At 65.5% G+C, this 14,081-nt stretch carries 12 protein-coding genes; 5 read left to right on the forward strand and 7 right to left on the reverse strand.

The window, feature by feature from the left end:
- Nucleotides 1-368: 368 nt before the first annotated feature.
- A complete protein-coding gene (gene glnA / locus Q1V87_RS10470) occupies nucleotides 369-1,793 on the reverse strand; it encodes a type I glutamate--ammonia ligase (RefSeq protein ID WP_300592357.1) in 1,425 nt (474 codons plus the stop codon).
- 141 nt (nucleotides 1,794-1,934) lie between these two features.
- On the opposite strand from glnA, the gene Q1V87_RS10475 reads away from it, so the two are divergent.
- On the forward strand, nucleotides 1,935-2,330 hold the full coding sequence (locus tag Q1V87_RS10475) for an RDD family protein (protein WP_300592360.1): 396 nt from the start codon (nucleotides 1,935-1,937) through the stop codon (nucleotides 2,328-2,330).
- A gap of 15 nt (nucleotides 2,331-2,345) precedes the next feature.
- Here the strand turns inward: Q1V87_RS10475 and Q1V87_RS10480 are convergent, their stop codons facing one another.
- On the reverse strand, nucleotides 2,346-3,056 hold the full coding sequence (locus tag Q1V87_RS10480; RefSeq protein ID WP_300592363.1) for a DUF4191 domain-containing protein: 711 nt from the start codon (nucleotides 3,054-3,056) through the stop codon (nucleotides 2,346-2,348).
- Between the two features lie 155 nt (nucleotides 3,057-3,211).
- Here Q1V87_RS10480 and Q1V87_RS10485 point away from each other — a divergent pair, with 155 nt between their 5' ends.
- The gene (locus tag Q1V87_RS10485; protein ID WP_300592366.1) at nucleotides 3,212-4,549 is read left to right on the forward strand and encodes a hypothetical protein; all 1,338 of its coding nucleotides are present in this window, start codon (nucleotides 3,212-3,214) and stop codon (nucleotides 4,547-4,549) included.
- A 36-nt stretch (nucleotides 4,550-4,585) separates the two neighbouring features.
- On the opposite strand, the gene sucB is transcribed toward Q1V87_RS10485, so the two are convergent.
- From sucB to Q1V87_RS10500, 3 genes are all read right to left on the reverse strand, one after another.
- On the reverse strand, nucleotides 4,586-6,292 hold the full coding sequence (gene sucB, locus Q1V87_RS10490) for a 2-oxoglutarate dehydrogenase, E2 component, dihydrolipoamide succinyltransferase (protein WP_300592369.1): 1,707 nt from the start codon (nucleotides 6,290-6,292) through the stop codon (nucleotides 4,586-4,588).
- Nucleotides 6,293-6,354: 62 nt separating this feature from the next.
- Entirely contained in the window at nucleotides 6,355-7,728 is a 1,374-nt protein-coding gene (gene lpdA, locus Q1V87_RS10495; RefSeq protein WP_300592371.1) for a dihydrolipoyl dehydrogenase, read from the reverse strand.
- The gene (locus tag Q1V87_RS10500) at nucleotides 7,725-9,209 is read right to left on the reverse strand and encodes a leucyl aminopeptidase (protein ID WP_300592374.1); all 1,485 of its coding nucleotides are present in this window, start codon (nucleotides 9,207-9,209) and stop codon (nucleotides 7,725-7,727) included. The genes lpdA and Q1V87_RS10500 overlap by 4 nt, the downstream gene beginning before the upstream one ends.
- 83 nt (nucleotides 9,210-9,292) lie before the next feature.
- On the opposite strand from Q1V87_RS10500, the gene Q1V87_RS10505 reads away from it, so the two are divergent.
- The 3 genes from Q1V87_RS10505 (at nucleotide 9,293) to Q1V87_RS10515 (ending at nucleotide 12,510) form a co-directional block, all read left to right on the forward strand.
- The gene (locus Q1V87_RS10505; protein WP_300592377.1) at nucleotides 9,293-10,210 is read left to right on the forward strand and encodes a proteasome assembly chaperone family protein; all 918 of its coding nucleotides are present in this window, start codon (nucleotides 9,293-9,295) and stop codon (nucleotides 10,208-10,210) included.
- Between the two features lie 228 nt (nucleotides 10,211-10,438).
- Nucleotides 10,439-11,815, forward strand: coding sequence for an RNA polymerase sigma factor (locus tag Q1V87_RS10510; RefSeq protein ID WP_300592380.1), 1,377 nt, complete (start codon nucleotides 10,439-10,441; stop codon nucleotides 11,813-11,815).
- On the forward strand, nucleotides 11,812-12,510 hold the full coding sequence (locus Q1V87_RS10515) for a coenzyme F420-0:L-glutamate ligase (protein WP_300592383.1): 699 nt from the start codon (nucleotides 11,812-11,814) through the stop codon (nucleotides 12,508-12,510). The genes Q1V87_RS10510 and Q1V87_RS10515 overlap by 4 nt, the downstream gene beginning before the upstream one ends.
- A gap of 6 nt (nucleotides 12,511-12,516) precedes the next feature.
- Here Q1V87_RS10515 and Q1V87_RS10520 read toward each other — a convergent pair whose 3' ends face one another.
- Both Q1V87_RS10520 and Q1V87_RS10525 read right to left on the reverse strand, forming a co-directional pair.
- Nucleotides 12,517-13,533: a sugar-transfer associated ATP-grasp domain-containing protein gene (locus tag Q1V87_RS10520; RefSeq protein ID WP_300592386.1), complete on the reverse strand. Its 1,017-nt coding sequence runs from the start codon at nucleotides 13,531-13,533 to the stop codon at nucleotides 12,517-12,519.
- A gap of 32 nt (nucleotides 13,534-13,565) precedes the next feature.
- On the reverse strand, nucleotides 13,566-13,787 hold the full coding sequence (locus Q1V87_RS10525) for a hypothetical protein (RefSeq protein ID WP_300592390.1): 222 nt from the start codon (nucleotides 13,785-13,787) through the stop codon (nucleotides 13,566-13,568).
- Nucleotides 13,788-14,081: the final 294 nt, after the last annotated feature.

Here is a 14,081-nt window from a genome sequence, read left to right on the forward strand (position 1 = left end):
ACTGCCACAACATCTACCACGCAGAAACCGGCATGACCACGGTGATCGGCTATCGGGCGTGACTACGGACCCGGTCACGACAGTGAACAGGTAACAGCGCCGTCGACCGGACGGGGGCCGTGGGTCAATGCGGTGTGACCGCATCGTCACACGACGCGGCTTGATTGTCGGTCAGCCTGGCCGCGCCGCAGCCGCTGACGGCACCGCAGAAGCGGTCGTCCGTCCCGTCCGAAAACCTGTCCGTTTACCGCCCGTAGCCGTCCGTAAACGTCCAGAGGTAGACTGAGCCCCAGACGGCGACTGCCGCCTGGGGCTCAGTAAATTGCTGGCCTCTGAGACCGGGAGTGCGGTCCCAAAACCCCTCGGAATCAGACCCCGAAGTACAGCTCGTACTCGAAGGGGTGGGGACGGGCGTTCATCGGCTGGATCTCGTTCTCGAACTTGTAGTCGATCCAGGTCTCGATGAGCTCGGGCGTGAACACGTTGCCACGCAGCAGGAACTCGTGGTCGGCGCGCAGCGCGTCGAGCGAGTCGAGCAGCGAGTTCGGCACCTGCGGGATGAGCTTGGCCTCCTCGGGGGGCAGCTCGTACAGGTCCTTGTCGACCGGCTCGTGCGGCTCGATGCGGTTGATGATGCCGTCGAGGCCGGCCATCATCTGCGCGGCGAACGCGAGGTACGGGTTGCCCGATGCGTCGGGCGCCCGGAACTCGATGCGCTTGGCCTTCGGGTTGGTTCCGGTGATCGGGATACGAATGGCCGCCGAGCGGTTACCGGCCGAGTAGACCAGGTTGACGGGAGCTTCGTAGCCCTTGACCAGACGCTTGTACGAGTTGAGCGTCGGGTTGGTGAAGGCGAGCACCGCGGGGGCGTGTGCGAGCAGACCACCGATGTACCACCGGGCGATGTCCGACAGTCCACCGTAGCCGGCCTCGTCGTAGAAGAGGGGCTTGCCATCGAGCCACAGCGACTGGTGGGTGTGCATACCCGAGCCGTTGTCGCCGAACAGCGGCTTGGGCATGAAGGTCGCGACCTTGCCCCACTCGTGCGTCGTGTTCTTGACGATGTACTTGAACTTCAGGATGTCGTCTGCCGCGTGCACCATCGTGTCGAAGCGGTAGTTGATCTCCTGCTGGCCACCGGTACCGACTTCATGGTGCGAGCGCTCGAGCACGAAGCCGGACTCGATCAGCTTCAGCGTGATGTCATCACGCAGGTCGGCGGTCTTGTCGACCGGCGAGACGGGGAAGTAGCCGCCCTTGTAGGGAGTCTTGTTGGCGAGGTTGCCGCCGTCCTCCTCGCGGCCGGTGTTCCACGCGCCCTCAGACGAGTCGACGGAGTAGAAGCTCGTGTTCTGCTTCACTTCGTAGCGCACGTCATCGAAGATGTAGAACTCAGCCTCGGGTGCGAAGAATGCGGTGTCTGCGATGCCGGTCGAGGCGAGGAACTTCTCTGCCTTCTTGGCAACCTGACGCGGGTCCTTGTGGTAAATCTCGCCCGTACGGGGGTTGTAGATGTCGAAGATCATGATCAGCGTCTTGGCCTCGCGGAACGGGTCAAGGTACGCCGTCGTGACATCCGGGATGAGCTGCATGTCCGACTCGTGGATGTTCGCGAAACCGCGGATCGAGGATCCGTCGAACAGCTGGCCGACGGTGAAGAAGTCCTCGTCGACGGTGGATGCCGGAATGTTGAAGTGCTGCTGCACACCGGGAAGATCCGTGAAACGGATGTCGAGGAACTTGACGTCCTCGTCCTTGATGAACTTCAGCACCTCAGATGAATCTTTGAACATGAAGACTCCAGAGGTAGGGCGTGGTGATACCCGTGTCGGGTTTCCCAAAACGGTAGTCGGCAGGGATTGCCCTGCCGTGTCCCTATTGTTTCGGGCATGTTACGAGCCTGTCGAATCGGCTCGCCCAGATAGGCTCTTCCGGTGACCTCAGTTGCCCAGGACTACCCCGGTAAACGCCTCGGACTTCCGGAGTCTGGGCCCGGATCGATCGGTCGCCTCGGCCGTCGAGTCGGTGCGTTGTGCGTCGACTACGGTGCGGCGTATCTCATCTCGGGGTTCTTCGGGTGGGACGCACTCGCCATTCTCGGCATCTTTGCGCTCATTCAGATCGCCTTCTTGCCGACGCTGCAGGGCAGCCCCGGACATCGGATCTTCGGGTTGACGCTCCAGCGCGTGGAGGGGGGCTGGGTGGGTCTGTGGCGACCGGTGCTGCGCACCCTGTTGCTGATCGTGGTGATCCCGGCTGTCATCTGGGATGCCGATCAGCGCGGGTTACACGACAAGGCGGCGGGCACAGTCCTGCTTCGCAGCCGCTGACCGCGCTGCCAGGACTCAGCGGGGGCGCGGTGCCCGAACCTTGGTGGGATCGATGCCCTTAGGAATCGGCAGCGACGTCAACGTCTGGGAAACCGAGTCGACTCGCTTGATGACGGCAGCCATCGTTGCGCGGTCGATCTTCTTCGGCAACTTCTTGATCCGTGTCGCGAGCTGTGAGATCGGCACGTCCTCGTCGCCGTGCCCGACGTAGATCACTGTCAGCGGTACACCGGATGCCACCCGCTGAACTTTCTGGCGCTCGTCGTTGACCAGCCGGGTCAGACGCCCGCGTGAGCCCTCACCGATGATGACGACGCCACCGCGGCCGATGACACGGTAAACCGCTTCCTGGGTCTTCGGATTAACGCCGACGGGGTTCTCGTTCGCCTGCCACGAGCGGCCGAGCGATGTGGAGATCACGTGGCCGGTGGCGCCGGGTACGCCGTCGATGCGCTTGTACATGGCGCGTGTCGACAGCCGGGTCGTCAGGGTCAGACCCATCAGGACACCGAAGAGAAGACCGGTGACACCCCAGAGAATGATGCTCCAGACAGCGACCGGGGGAATGAGGAACCCGATGCCAACACCGAGGGCGGCACCGGCGAGCACGACGCCGACGAGCAGCCAGGGGAGACCTCGGTAGGTCTGCTGGGTGAACGTGTACAGGGTACGAAGCTGGGAGAAGAAGCCTGGCCTTTTCTCGGGTGAGGACGCGCGTGCTGCCATCCCTCCAGCGTACCCGGCACGGACGCGCTGCATGAGTAGCGGCCTCGTCCAGCCGCATCCGCGCGAGCTCCTCCCCAGGCTGCGATCGGGCCCGCGGGTCCCCGATTCGACGCCGGGACGAGTGCCGGGTGATGGGGCCGCTCAGGCTTGGGGGCATGAGTGATGCAATGCCCGGGTGGGCGGATGATCCGCTCCTGATCGCGTTCACCCCGCTGCGCCGTGTGACAACGAGAGAGTCGCCCTACGCGGGAACGCTCGTACGCAGCCCGGCGGGCGTTCACCTACTGATCGATCCTGAAAAGGTGCCTGCGGGCGAGCTTTTCTGGACGCCGCAGGAGGACACTCACGTGCTGCGCGCACTGGATGTCGTACACATGGGTACGTCCCGCTCTGAAGCCGCCGCTGGCGCACTGGTCGAAGCGTGTCGCGAGCCCCTCGAAACCTACCTCGAGAGTCGTGAGAGCCGGCGCTCGCCTCTCACGGAACCGGAGTGTGCCACCATCATGATCAGCCTGTTGCGCGGGGCGTACGAGCTGCGTGCTGCAGCTGGGAAGGATCTCGGCGGAGCATGGTGGCTGTCCGGCTCCGCCAGGCCCGTCTTCGCGCTCGGGCCCGGCGCGGAACCCGCTCGGGAGAGCGCATGCCGCATCCTGAACCGACTTCCGCTCGATGATGCGCGGGGTGGCTCCGTCCGGGATGCCATCGTGGCTGTCTTGCGAGCCGATGACCACCGCGCAGGTGGCTTCGATGCCTGTGAGCGAGCCGTGTTCGAGTGGGTCGAGCCCGGGCCGCTTCGTCCGTCGTCCGAAGCCCCGGCCACTGTGCGGCTGGTTCCGAGCCCGGCTGTGGTTGAGGCCCACCTGCGGGCCGAGTCGCGGGTCGTGCCGCCTGATGAGCCTGGTGCCTTCGATCGGCTCGTGCGCGGTGGCGATGGCGGATGGCATGAGACTCTCGCGGACGTGGCTGCCTCTGCCCGTGGCGCTCTGCGTTCATTTCGACGTGGCCCGAGAGCGGGGCGCCCTGTCGGGCGGGGTCGGCTGGTCATTGGTGCAGTTGCCGTAGGCGTGGTCCTGGCTATTGCTGTCACGGTCCTGGCGCCTGATGCGCGCAGTGCGCCAGCAGAAAGTGCACCGACCGGAGATGCCATCTCGCCGGATACCGGCGAAACTGCCTCGTCCAGCTCCCGACTCGAGGCGGACGCGCCTGATCTGCCTCGCGTGGCGGGCGTCATTCTCGACGCCATGTCGACGTGTGCCGGGGATGCCGCCTGCGTGGGGACGGTTGCCGAGCGTGGGGATGTGGCATTCGCTACCGGCGCCGCCGCCGCTCCTGCTGCTCTTCGGACCCTTCATCTGGTCGATGAGTACGGGGATGTCGCGGTCGTTCGCGCCGAGGCCGACGGCTTTCCGCCGCAGCTCGTCGTGATTGCACGTCACGACGACAGATGGCTGCTGCGTGAGGTTCTCGACCTCACGCAGCAGCCATCTGCGTAGCGCTGGTACGTTCTTGCCGGCTCGACGCCGATCCCGTCAGATGCCGAGATCGCCGGCGAAGTCTGCCTCTTCGAGGCGCGCCTTCACGGCACCGAGGAAGCGGGCCGCATCCGCACCGTCAATGATCCGGTGGTCGTACGACAGGGCGAGGTAGACATACGAGCGAACGGAGATCGCATCCTTTCCGTCAACCTGCACGACGCCGGGTCGCTTGACGACAGTGCCGGTGCCGAGGATCGCGGACTGCGGCAGGAAAACGACCGGCGTGTCAAACAGCGCGCCACGGGAGCCGGTGTTGGTCAGCGTGAACGTGCCGCCGGCGAGCTCGTCGGGCTTGAGCTTGTTGTCCCGCGTCCGGGCCGCGAGATCGGCGATCTCGTGAGCGATCTGGGCGAGGTTCTTCGTTGCTGCATCGCGCAGGACGGGAGTCAGCAGGCCCCGCTCGGTGTCGACCGCGATCGAGAGGTTCTCGGTTGCCGGGTAGACAATCGAACCCTCGTCGACGGTGGCGTTGATGACGGGGTACGCCTGCAGAGCCTCGGCGGCTGCCAGCGCGAAGAAGGGCAGGAACGAGAGCTTATCGCCCGTCTTCTTCTGGAAGTCGCCCTTCACCGCATCGCGGAATGCCGCAACCTTGGTGATGTCGACCTCAACCACGGTGGTGAGCTGAGCCGTCGACTGCATTGACGCGACAGCGCGCTCTGAGAGAACCTTGCGCAGCCGCGACATCGGCTGCGTGGTCCCACGGAGCTCAGAAACCTCCCGGGCAGCACGCTTGGGCGCATCAGTTGCGGCTGCGGGCGTCGCTGCCGGCTCGGCAGCTGCAAGGACGTCCTCCTTGCGGATCCGTCCGCCGACGCCGCTTCCCTTGACCGTCGAGAGGTCGACGCCCTTCTCCTGCGCGAGCTTACGAACGAGCGGGGTCACATACGTCTTGCCGTCGCCGTCGGACTCGGGCGCCGCTTCGTCGGCGGCTGCCTCGGTCACTTCGGACGAAGTCACGGGAGTTTCTGCCGTCTGGCTCGGCGCTGCGGGCTTCTCGGGCTCAGCCGCGGGCTTCTCGGCAGCGGGCTCCGGCGTCGGCTCAGGAGCAGGTGCGGGCTCTGGGGCGGACTGCTGCGCGGCACCGTCACCGATTCGGGCGAGCGTCGCGCCGACCGAAACCGTCTCGTCTTCTTGCACGAGAATCTCCTGCAGCGTTCCCGCGACAGGGGAGGGGATCTCGGTGTCGACCTTGTCGGTGGAGATCTCCAGCAGCGGCTCGTCGACCTCGACGGTGTCGCCAACGGCCTTCAGCCACCGGGTCACCGTGCCTTCGGTCACGCTTTCACCGAGCTCGGGTAGGACGACGTCCTTGCCCTCGCCGGACGGAGCGGCCTGCGCTGCGGGAGCGGGTGCAGGTGCGGGCTCTTCGGCCGGGGCGGGCTCGGGCTCGGGAGCCGACTCCTGCGGCGCCTGCTCGGCCGGAGCCTCCTCGGCGGGAACGTCCGACGAGGGTGCGGATGAGCCGTCACCGATCTTCGCCAGGATCGCGCCGACCTCGACGGTCTCGTCCTCGTCAACGAGGATCTCCTCGATCACGCCGGAAACGGGGGAGGGGATCTCGGTGTCGACCTTGTCGGTCGAGATCTCGAGAAGCCCTTCATCGGCCTGAACTGTGTCTCCCACTTTCTTGAGCCAGCGGGTCACCGTTCCCTCCGTAACACTCTCGCCGAGTGCGGGGAGGACCACGGAAGTGCTCATGAGTTTGTCTCCTTCAGGATGCCGATGTCGTTTCCAGCTTAGTGATTCTGCGGGGGCGGTCGTCAGATCGCATGTAGTGGCTTGCCCGAGAGCAGCAAGAGCGCTTCGCCGAGCGCCTCGCTCTGTGTCGGATGAGCGTGAATGAGGGGGGCGACGTCTTCAGGATGCGCGTCCCAGCCCACGAGCAACTGTCCTTCGGTGATGAGCTCGCCGACGCGATCGCCGACGAGGTGCACACCCAGGACCGGGCCTTCGCGCCGCCGCACGACCCGCGCGAATCCGGTGGTTCCCAAGATCTCGCTCTTGGCATTGGCAGCCAGCGGAATCTCCGCGACTTGAACGGCATCCTCACCGAACCGTTCGACCGCCGCCGCTGTCGTGAGCCCAACGGAAGCTACCTCCGGACTCGAATACGCGACGCGCGGCACGGAGTTGTCGTCGAGCGGGGCGACGGACAGCCCGGCGATCCGCTCCGCCACAGCGATGCCATGAGCGAAGCCGCGATGGGCAAGTTGTGGCCCCCGAACGATGTCACCCACAGCCCAGACGTGCGGTGCGGTCGTGCGCAGCTCGGCATCCGTCACGACGAACCCGGCAGCGAGTTCAACGCCAGCTTCCTCGAAGCCGAGGTCAGCGGTAGCCGGAACCCGGCCCGCCGCGACCAGAACGTAGTCTGCGGTGCGGGTCGAGCCATCCGACAGGGTCACCGTGACGTGGTCGTCGCTCGCGTCCACACCGGTGCACGAAACCCCAAAGGTCGTCGTGATCCCGCGCTTGCGGAACGCCCGGAGCAGCGCCGCACTGCTGGCTTCGTCTTCTGAGGGAAGCAGGCGGGCGAGCGGCTCGATGATCGTCACCTCTGCGCCGAACGAGCGCCAGATGCTGGCGAACTCGACCCCGATGACGCCGCCGCCGAGGATGATGACGGATGACGGTACCTCGTCGAGCTCGAGCGCGGTGTCGCTGCTTAACACCCGCCCGCCGAGAGGCACATCGGCAAGCTCGCGGGTGCGCCCGCCGGTGGCAAGGATGATGTCGGATGCCGACAGGGTGCGGCCTCCCACCCGAACCCGCAAACCGGGTTCGAGATAGCCGTCGCCGGCCACGGTGACGACACCGCGCGCGGCGAGAAGTCCGGTGAGACCTGCGTGCTTCTTGCTGACGATCTTGCGACGGTAGTCGTGGACCGCGGCCATATCGATGGCGTCAAGGCTCGCGCTCACGCCGTGGTGGGCAGCGTTCCGCACGACATCGGCGACTTCTCCGGAGTGCAGCAGCGCTTTCGTGGGGACGCAACCGCGGTGAAGGCACGTCCCGCCCACCTGGTCTCGCTCGACCAGAGCAACCGTTCGTCCGAGTTCCCGGGCGCGCAACGCTGCCGCGTAGCCTCCGGAGCCGCCTCCGAGTACAACGATGTCGAAGGCGTCCTCGCTCATCGGCCGGCCTCGCTGATCACGAACTCGATGAGGCTCCGGGTCGTCGCTGCGGTCGGACCCTTGTCTGTAAACCCGAAGGGGGCACCCTTGTTCATGCCCACACCGGCGATGTCGAGATGAACCCACGGGATCCGAACTCCGCTGCCGTCGGCGTCGTCGCGTGTTCCGACGAAATGACGAAGGAACAGACCCGCGAAGAGGGATCCTCCCGCGGGGTCACCGACCTTTGCATTGCGAAGATCCGCGATCGGAGAGTCGAGTTCATCGACCATGTGGTCGGGAAGGGGCATCTGCCAGGCGAGCTCGTTGACACGATCCGCTGCCGCAAGGTAGCGGGCGACGGCCTCGTCGTCGCCCATGACGCCTGCGTGCCGCGTTCCCAACGCTGTGGTGATCGCACCAGTGAGGGTTGCCACATCGACGATGACGTCGGGGTGCTCACGGCTCGCCGCGACAAGCCCGTCGGCAAGGACCAGCCGGCCCTCGGCATCCGTGTTCAGTACCTCGACCGTCGTGCCATCGGCGATGCGAAGGACATCGCCCGGGCGTGTCGCCGTCCCCGAGGGCATGTTCTCGGCCAGACACAGCCACGCTGACACGCGCACGGGAGCACCGATCTCAGCGACCGCGCGAAGCACAGCAAGGACCGTTGCCGCGCCGCACATGTCGTACTTCATGTCGACCATTCCGGCGGCGGGCTTGAGCGAGAGCCCACCGGAGTCGAACGTGATGCCCTTGCCGACCAGAGCCACGTGACGCGTCGCGCCGTCCGGCGCATACTCGGCGCGAACGAGGCGTGGGGGGCGTACCGAGCCGCGACCGACACCGAGGATGCCACCGAACCCGCCGGTTGCCAGATCGGTTTCGTCCCACACCTGGACTGTTGCCGGGAGGTCTGTCAGCAGGTCGCTGGTCGCCTCCGCCATGTCGGCGGGGCCGAGGGCGTCGGCGGGGGTGGTCACGAGGTCCTTCACGAGCGCGACTGCTTCGACCACGGCGCGGACTCGTGCTGCATCCGCGGGCGGAACCGCTGCCGCAGCATGAACGACGACACGGCTGGCGCGGGGCTTCGGCGGTTCCTTCTTGAAGCTCGCGAAGCTGTAGCCGCCGAGACCTGCGCCCTCGGCGGCTGCGAGCGCCGCGTCTGCCGTCTCGTGGAAGGGCAGAGCCACGGCGACAGCGGCGAACCCGGTCAGAGTGCGGCATCCGACACCGACGGCGTTACGAACGGATGCCGCGTCCCGACCCGCACCGCTGCCGACGACGGCAACGGGCTGCGCGAACAGCTGCGGAACCGCCACCCGGGCATGCGATCCCGCCGCGCCTGTGAACCCGATCGACTCCAGGCTCTCGCGCAGTCCGGGAAGGGATTCCCACTCGTCGTCAGCGGTTGCGGAAACAAGGGGGATCACCATCACCACCGCGTCTGCGTCGTGTTCGGTAACCGGGGCTTCGCTGAATTCGACGACAGGACTGGCCATGCATTCATCCTAGGTCGGGGCATGTTCGCTCTGAGCGGCACGCGTCGGGGCGGCCACTGCGACCACGCGCCTAGCATGGAGGCATGACCTTGTCGGTACCCGTTTATCACCGCGTCGCCAGCGCCCCACCGGTGCCCGCGGGTCTGCCGCTCGTGATCGCGCTCACCGGTTTCACCGACGCCGGATCCGCCGTGAGTCGGGTCGTCACCTACCTGAGGGAGGATCTGGAGCCGACGCCCATTGCGGTTTTCGAGAACGACATCCTTCTCGACTACCGCGCGCGTCGCCCGGTCATCTCTTTCGAGCACGACCACCTCACTGACTATCGGCCTCCCCGGCTGGAGCTCTCGCTCGTTCACGACGCCCTGGGGCAGCCGTTCATCACGCTCACGGGGTACGAGCCGGATTTCGCCTGGGACTCGTTCACAGCAGCGGTCCTCGAGCTGGCCGCTGAACTTGACGTGGCGAGCGTGACGTGGGTACACGCCATTCCGATGCCTGTCCCTCACACACGTCCGCTGGGAACGACAGTGAGCGGGACCCGGACCGAGCTCACGGCGGCGCATTCGGTATGGCAGCCAGAGACACAGGTTCCCGCGACCGTCGGCCACCTCCTCGAGTACCGCTTTGCCGAGACCGCGGCGGATGTTGCGGGCTTCGTGCTGCTGGTGCCGCACTACCTCGCAGATACGCAATATCCTGCAGCGGCTCTCGCCGCGCTCGACAGCGTCACGGTCGCCACGGGATTGGTCTTCGCCGGTGACGAACTTCGGGAAGAGAACCGCGAGTATCTCGAGAAAGTGCAGGAGCAGGTTGGCGGAAGCGACGAACTGCAGCGGATGATCGAGACCCTCGAAGAGCGTTATGACGCGTACATGGCGGGGGCGACGAACGCCACGCCGATCATCCACACCGGTGACCTGCCGACCGCGGACGAGATTGCCGCCGAACTGGAGCGGTATCTGGCCACCCGGCCCGCGGGCGACGACGACAAGGCTTGAGCGTCACCTGTGCCGGGGGAATACGCAACGCGTCACACTCGTTGTTGCTGATATCCGTTAGCGACGGCCGGGGGAGTGGGCCAGGAATCGCGGACGGAGTATGAGACAATGGTGGTTCGACCCATTGTCACCCGTGGCCGTCACAGGCCGCGGGACTTGACAAGGGTCTTACTAGCGTCCGAAACCAACAGCGCGGCAATCAGATCGCCGTGCGCTGAGAGGCGAAACGTGACCGCAAGCACGACACCCACCCGTACGCGCGCCAAGAAGGCCGACGCGGACGCGCTGGCTACTGAGATCGAGAGCGACGACGAGGTCGCCACGACTGCTGCCAGCAAGCGTCCCGCAGCCAAGAAGCGTAGCGGCGCGACGGGCGCGAAGGCCAGCGCGAAGAAGACATCCACGAAGAGCGCGGATGACGACGCCGACGACATCGACGAGGACGAAGAACTCGACGAGGCTGATGTGGACGGCGTCGACGAGGGAGCCGACGACGAGTCGTCTGACTCGGAATCATCGGATGACGCACCCGACTCGCCGGCCGCGAAGGACGCGTCTGACGACGATGACGTTGACGACGACGAAACACCCAGCAAGCCCGTCTTCACCGAGCCGCTCCCCAGTGGCGCCATCGTCATCAGCTCGAGCGACGAGGATGACGTCCCGATCTACTCGACGCAGATCACCGGTGCGACAGCTGACCCGGTCAAGGATTACCTGAAGCAGATCGGTAAGGTTCCGCTGCTGAACGCGGCCGAAGAGGTCGAGCTCGCTATGCGGATCGAGGCGGGTCTGTTCGCCGAAGAGAAACTGTCGAACATGACGCCTGCAGAGAAGTCCAGCCAGCTCGGCCTGGACCTGCAGTGGATCGCCCGCGACGGTCAGCGTGCCAAGAGCCACCTGCTCGGAGCTAACCTGCGCCTGGTTGTCTCGCTTGCGAAGCGTTACACGGGTCGCGGGATGCAGTTCCTCGACCTCATCCAGGAGGGAAACCTCGGTCTCATCCGTGCCGTCGAGAAGTTCGACTACACGAAGGGCTTCAAGTTCTCGACCTACGCGACGTGGTGGATTCGTCAGGCGATCACCCGAGCGATGGCAGATCAGGCGCGCACCATCCGTATCCCGGTGCACATGGTCGAGGTCATCAACAAGCTCGCCCGCGTCCAGCGGCAGATGCTGCAGGATCTCGGTCGCGAACCCACCCCCGAAGAGCTCAGCCGCGAACTGGACATGACGCCCGAGAAGGTCATCGAGGTCCAGAAGTATGGCCGCGAGCCGATCTCGCTGCACACACCGCTTGGTGAGGATGGCGACAGCGAGTTCGGTGACCTCATCGAAGACACCGAGGCTGTCGTTCCGGCTGACGCTGTCGGTTTCACGATGCTGCAGCGTCAGCTCGAGTCTCTGCTTGACTCGCTGTCCGAGCGGGAAGCCGGCGTCATCCGCATGCGTTTCGGACTCGGTGACGGTCAGCCCAAGACGCTCGACCAGATCGGCGACACGTTCGGTGTGACCCGTGAACGGATCCGCCAGATCGAGTCGAAGACGATGGCCAAGCTTCGCCACCCGTCGCGGTCGCAATCGCTGCGGGACTATCTGGAATGACCGGCGTCGCCAACGAGGGGAAGTCGCTCGACGTCGAGATCGACGGCGCGAGCTACCGGCGGATCCCGATCCGCACGCGCGTTGTGATGCCCGGTGATGACCTGGATGACATCATCCGCGAATACGCCCTCGAGCACGCCATCACCGGCGACACGCTGTTCGTCACCGAGAAGATCGTCGCGATCACCCAGGGGCGCTCGTACGCGGTGTCGGAGATTCAGCCGCGCAAGCTGGCCCTGTTTCTGTCGCGGTACGTGACGCGTACTCCGTATGGGATCGGCCTCGGAATGCCCGAGACCATGGAGATGGCGCTGCGCGAGTGCGGCACGCCGCGCATCCTTTTCGCTGCGGCGGTCTCGGCCGTGACGAAGGCCTTCGGCCGCTCGGGCGACTTCTACCGGATCGCCGGCGACCGCGCCCGTGCGATCGACGGCCCGACCAGTGGGACCATCCCGCCGTACAACAGCGCCGTCGTGCTGGGGCCCGAACGTCCCCGGGAGGTAGCTCAGCACCTCAAGACGTTGCTGGCCCCCGGCGTCGAGGTTGCGGTGGTGGACATCAACGACCTCGGTGGGAACATTCTCGGGTCGACGCTCTCGAAGACTGACGAGAAGACGCTTCTCGCCGTGCTTCGCGACAATCCGCTCGGCCAGGGTCACCAGTCAACGCCGCTCGGCATCGTGCGCGCGGTCTAGCGCTCCTCAGAAACCGATAGCTGCACGGTACTTGGGCTTGTGGCCGGTGCGGATGCCGGTCACGCTGGGCTTGTTCTCGTAGACCCCTGCCGCCCAGTTCCCCTCGACGAGGACCGGGCCTTGGGGAGTCACCACGACGTCCCACCCCACATAGCGCACTGTCGGAACGACACGTGCCACCTCATCGATGAAGACCCTGACGTCGTCGAGCATCGGCAGGGTGAACTCGGAAATGCGGCGCCCGGTATCGGGATGAAACTCGTGCACGTTGCCGTGCGAGTCGTAGCCGGGGCCCACAGCCCGGCCGTCGTCGTCGAGCATCGAATAGAAGCCGCCGAAGCTCATCTGGTCGCTGACTTCTCCCCGGCCGAACTTCTGCGCCATGGCGAGGATGTGTGTGCGTTCGCCGTCGAAGAAGGTCGTGACCCGGGTCGTATTGACCGTGCCCGGGCAGAAGGCGGCAAGATCAGGATGCTGGGTGATCACCTCTTCGGCGAGGAGTTCCCCGCGCTCCAGCAGACCGGTGTGGAACGCCGACCAATCGGTGACGGCATCCGCTCGATAACGGTGGACGCCGGATCCTGCCTGCCCGACCGGCTCCTTGACGATGACGGTGCCGTGGCGCTCGACGAAATCGCGCAACTCGTGCGCGTTATCGGCCGTGACCGTCATCCATTCGCGGTGGAGGAAGGGTGCAAACGTGCTGTTGAACGCGATCTTGTTGTGAAACTGGGCTCGGTACCGCGGGTCGTCGTAGCGCTGTGACAGCTCGTTCGAGACGGGATGCGTCATGTATGTGGCGCGCTCGGCACGGCTCAGAATCGCGAAGTCGTAATCAACGTAATCCTGGAATCCCACCTGACGCACGCCAGCCGACCAGAGCATGTCGGCGAGCACGGCAGGAGTCCAGCGACCGTGCTCTCGCGATGTCTCGCGCGCTCGCTGCCACAGCGAACCGACGTCGATCCGGAGTGCCCGCGCGGCGCGATAGTGCATCCGCGTCCGCGGATCGAGCGATGCCATTCAGATGGTACGGGGCGAGAGTTGTGCTGAAGTCACTCAGCGCTCAGTCGGTGTGTCTCGTCGTGCCAGCTCGTGGCGATCTCGCGCAGCTTCTCTTCGTAGCGGCGTCCGTGGTGGGCGCAGAAGAGCAGCTCGCTGCCGTTGACTTCGGCGGCAATGTACGCCTGTGCGCCGCACGAGTCGCAGCGGTCGGCGGCGGTAAGACGGCTCTCGATGACGTCGATCTCTGCGGGTGAAAGGGTAGCCATGGTCATGCCTCCTCGGTGCGTCACTCCTGGCGATGTCATGACATACAACCACGGGGATGTTTCGGGTATGCCGCTATTGGGTCACATTTCGCTGAGCGCGTACGGCGGCCCCCCGTGCCGCGTGGCTCCGCAGCGATCCCAGCGACGCCGCGTAGCCTGAACGATTGTGACCTCCGAGTATTCCGCCCACCATCTTCAGGTACTTGAAGGCCTCGAGGCGGTTCGCAAGCGGCCCGGAATGTACATCGGATCCACCGATTCGCGCGGACTGATGCACTGCCTCTGGGAGATCATCGACAA

This window comes from Microbacterium sp. (assembly GCF_030149085.1).
Taxonomy (GTDB): domain Bacteria; phylum Actinomycetota; class Actinomycetes; order Actinomycetales; family Microbacteriaceae; genus Microbacterium.

Excerpts from the sequence above, each read along its gene's own strand:
- glnA (WP_300592357.1), bottom strand. The coding sequence starts at position 1,793 with ATGTTCAAAGATTCATCTGAGGTGCTGAAGTTCATCAAGGACGAGGAC.
- Q1V87_RS10480 (WP_300592363.1), bottom strand. The coding sequence starts at position 3,056 with ATGGCAGCACGCGCGTCCTCACCCGAGAAAAGGCCAGGCTTCTTCTCC.
- Q1V87_RS10485 (WP_300592366.1), top strand. The coding sequence starts at position 3,212 with ATGAGTGATGCAATGCCCGGGTGGGCGGATGATCCGCTCCTGATCGCG.
- sucB (WP_300592369.1), bottom strand. The coding sequence starts at position 6,292 with ATGAGCACTTCCGTGGTCCTCCCCGCACTCGGCGAGAGTGTTACGGAG.
- lpdA (WP_300592371.1), bottom strand. The coding sequence starts at position 7,728 with ATGAGCGAGGACGCCTTCGACATCGTTGTACTCGGAGGCGGCTCCGGA.
- Q1V87_RS10500 (WP_300592374.1), bottom strand. The coding sequence starts at position 9,209 with ATGGCCAGTCCTGTCGTCGAATTCAGCGAAGCCCCGGTTACCGAACAC.
- Q1V87_RS10505 (WP_300592377.1), top strand. The coding sequence starts at position 9,293 with ATGACCTTGTCGGTACCCGTTTATCACCGCGTCGCCAGCGCCCCACCG.
- Q1V87_RS10515 (WP_300592383.1), top strand. The coding sequence starts at position 11,812 with ATGACCGGCGTCGCCAACGAGGGGAAGTCGCTCGACGTCGAGATCGAC.
- Q1V87_RS10520 (WP_300592386.1), bottom strand. The coding sequence starts at position 13,533 with ATGGCATCGCTCGATCCGCGGACGCGGATGCACTATCGCGCCGCGCGG.
- Q1V87_RS10525 (WP_300592390.1), bottom strand. The coding sequence starts at position 13,787 with ATGACCATGGCTACCCTTTCACCCGCAGAGATCGACGTCATCGAGAGC.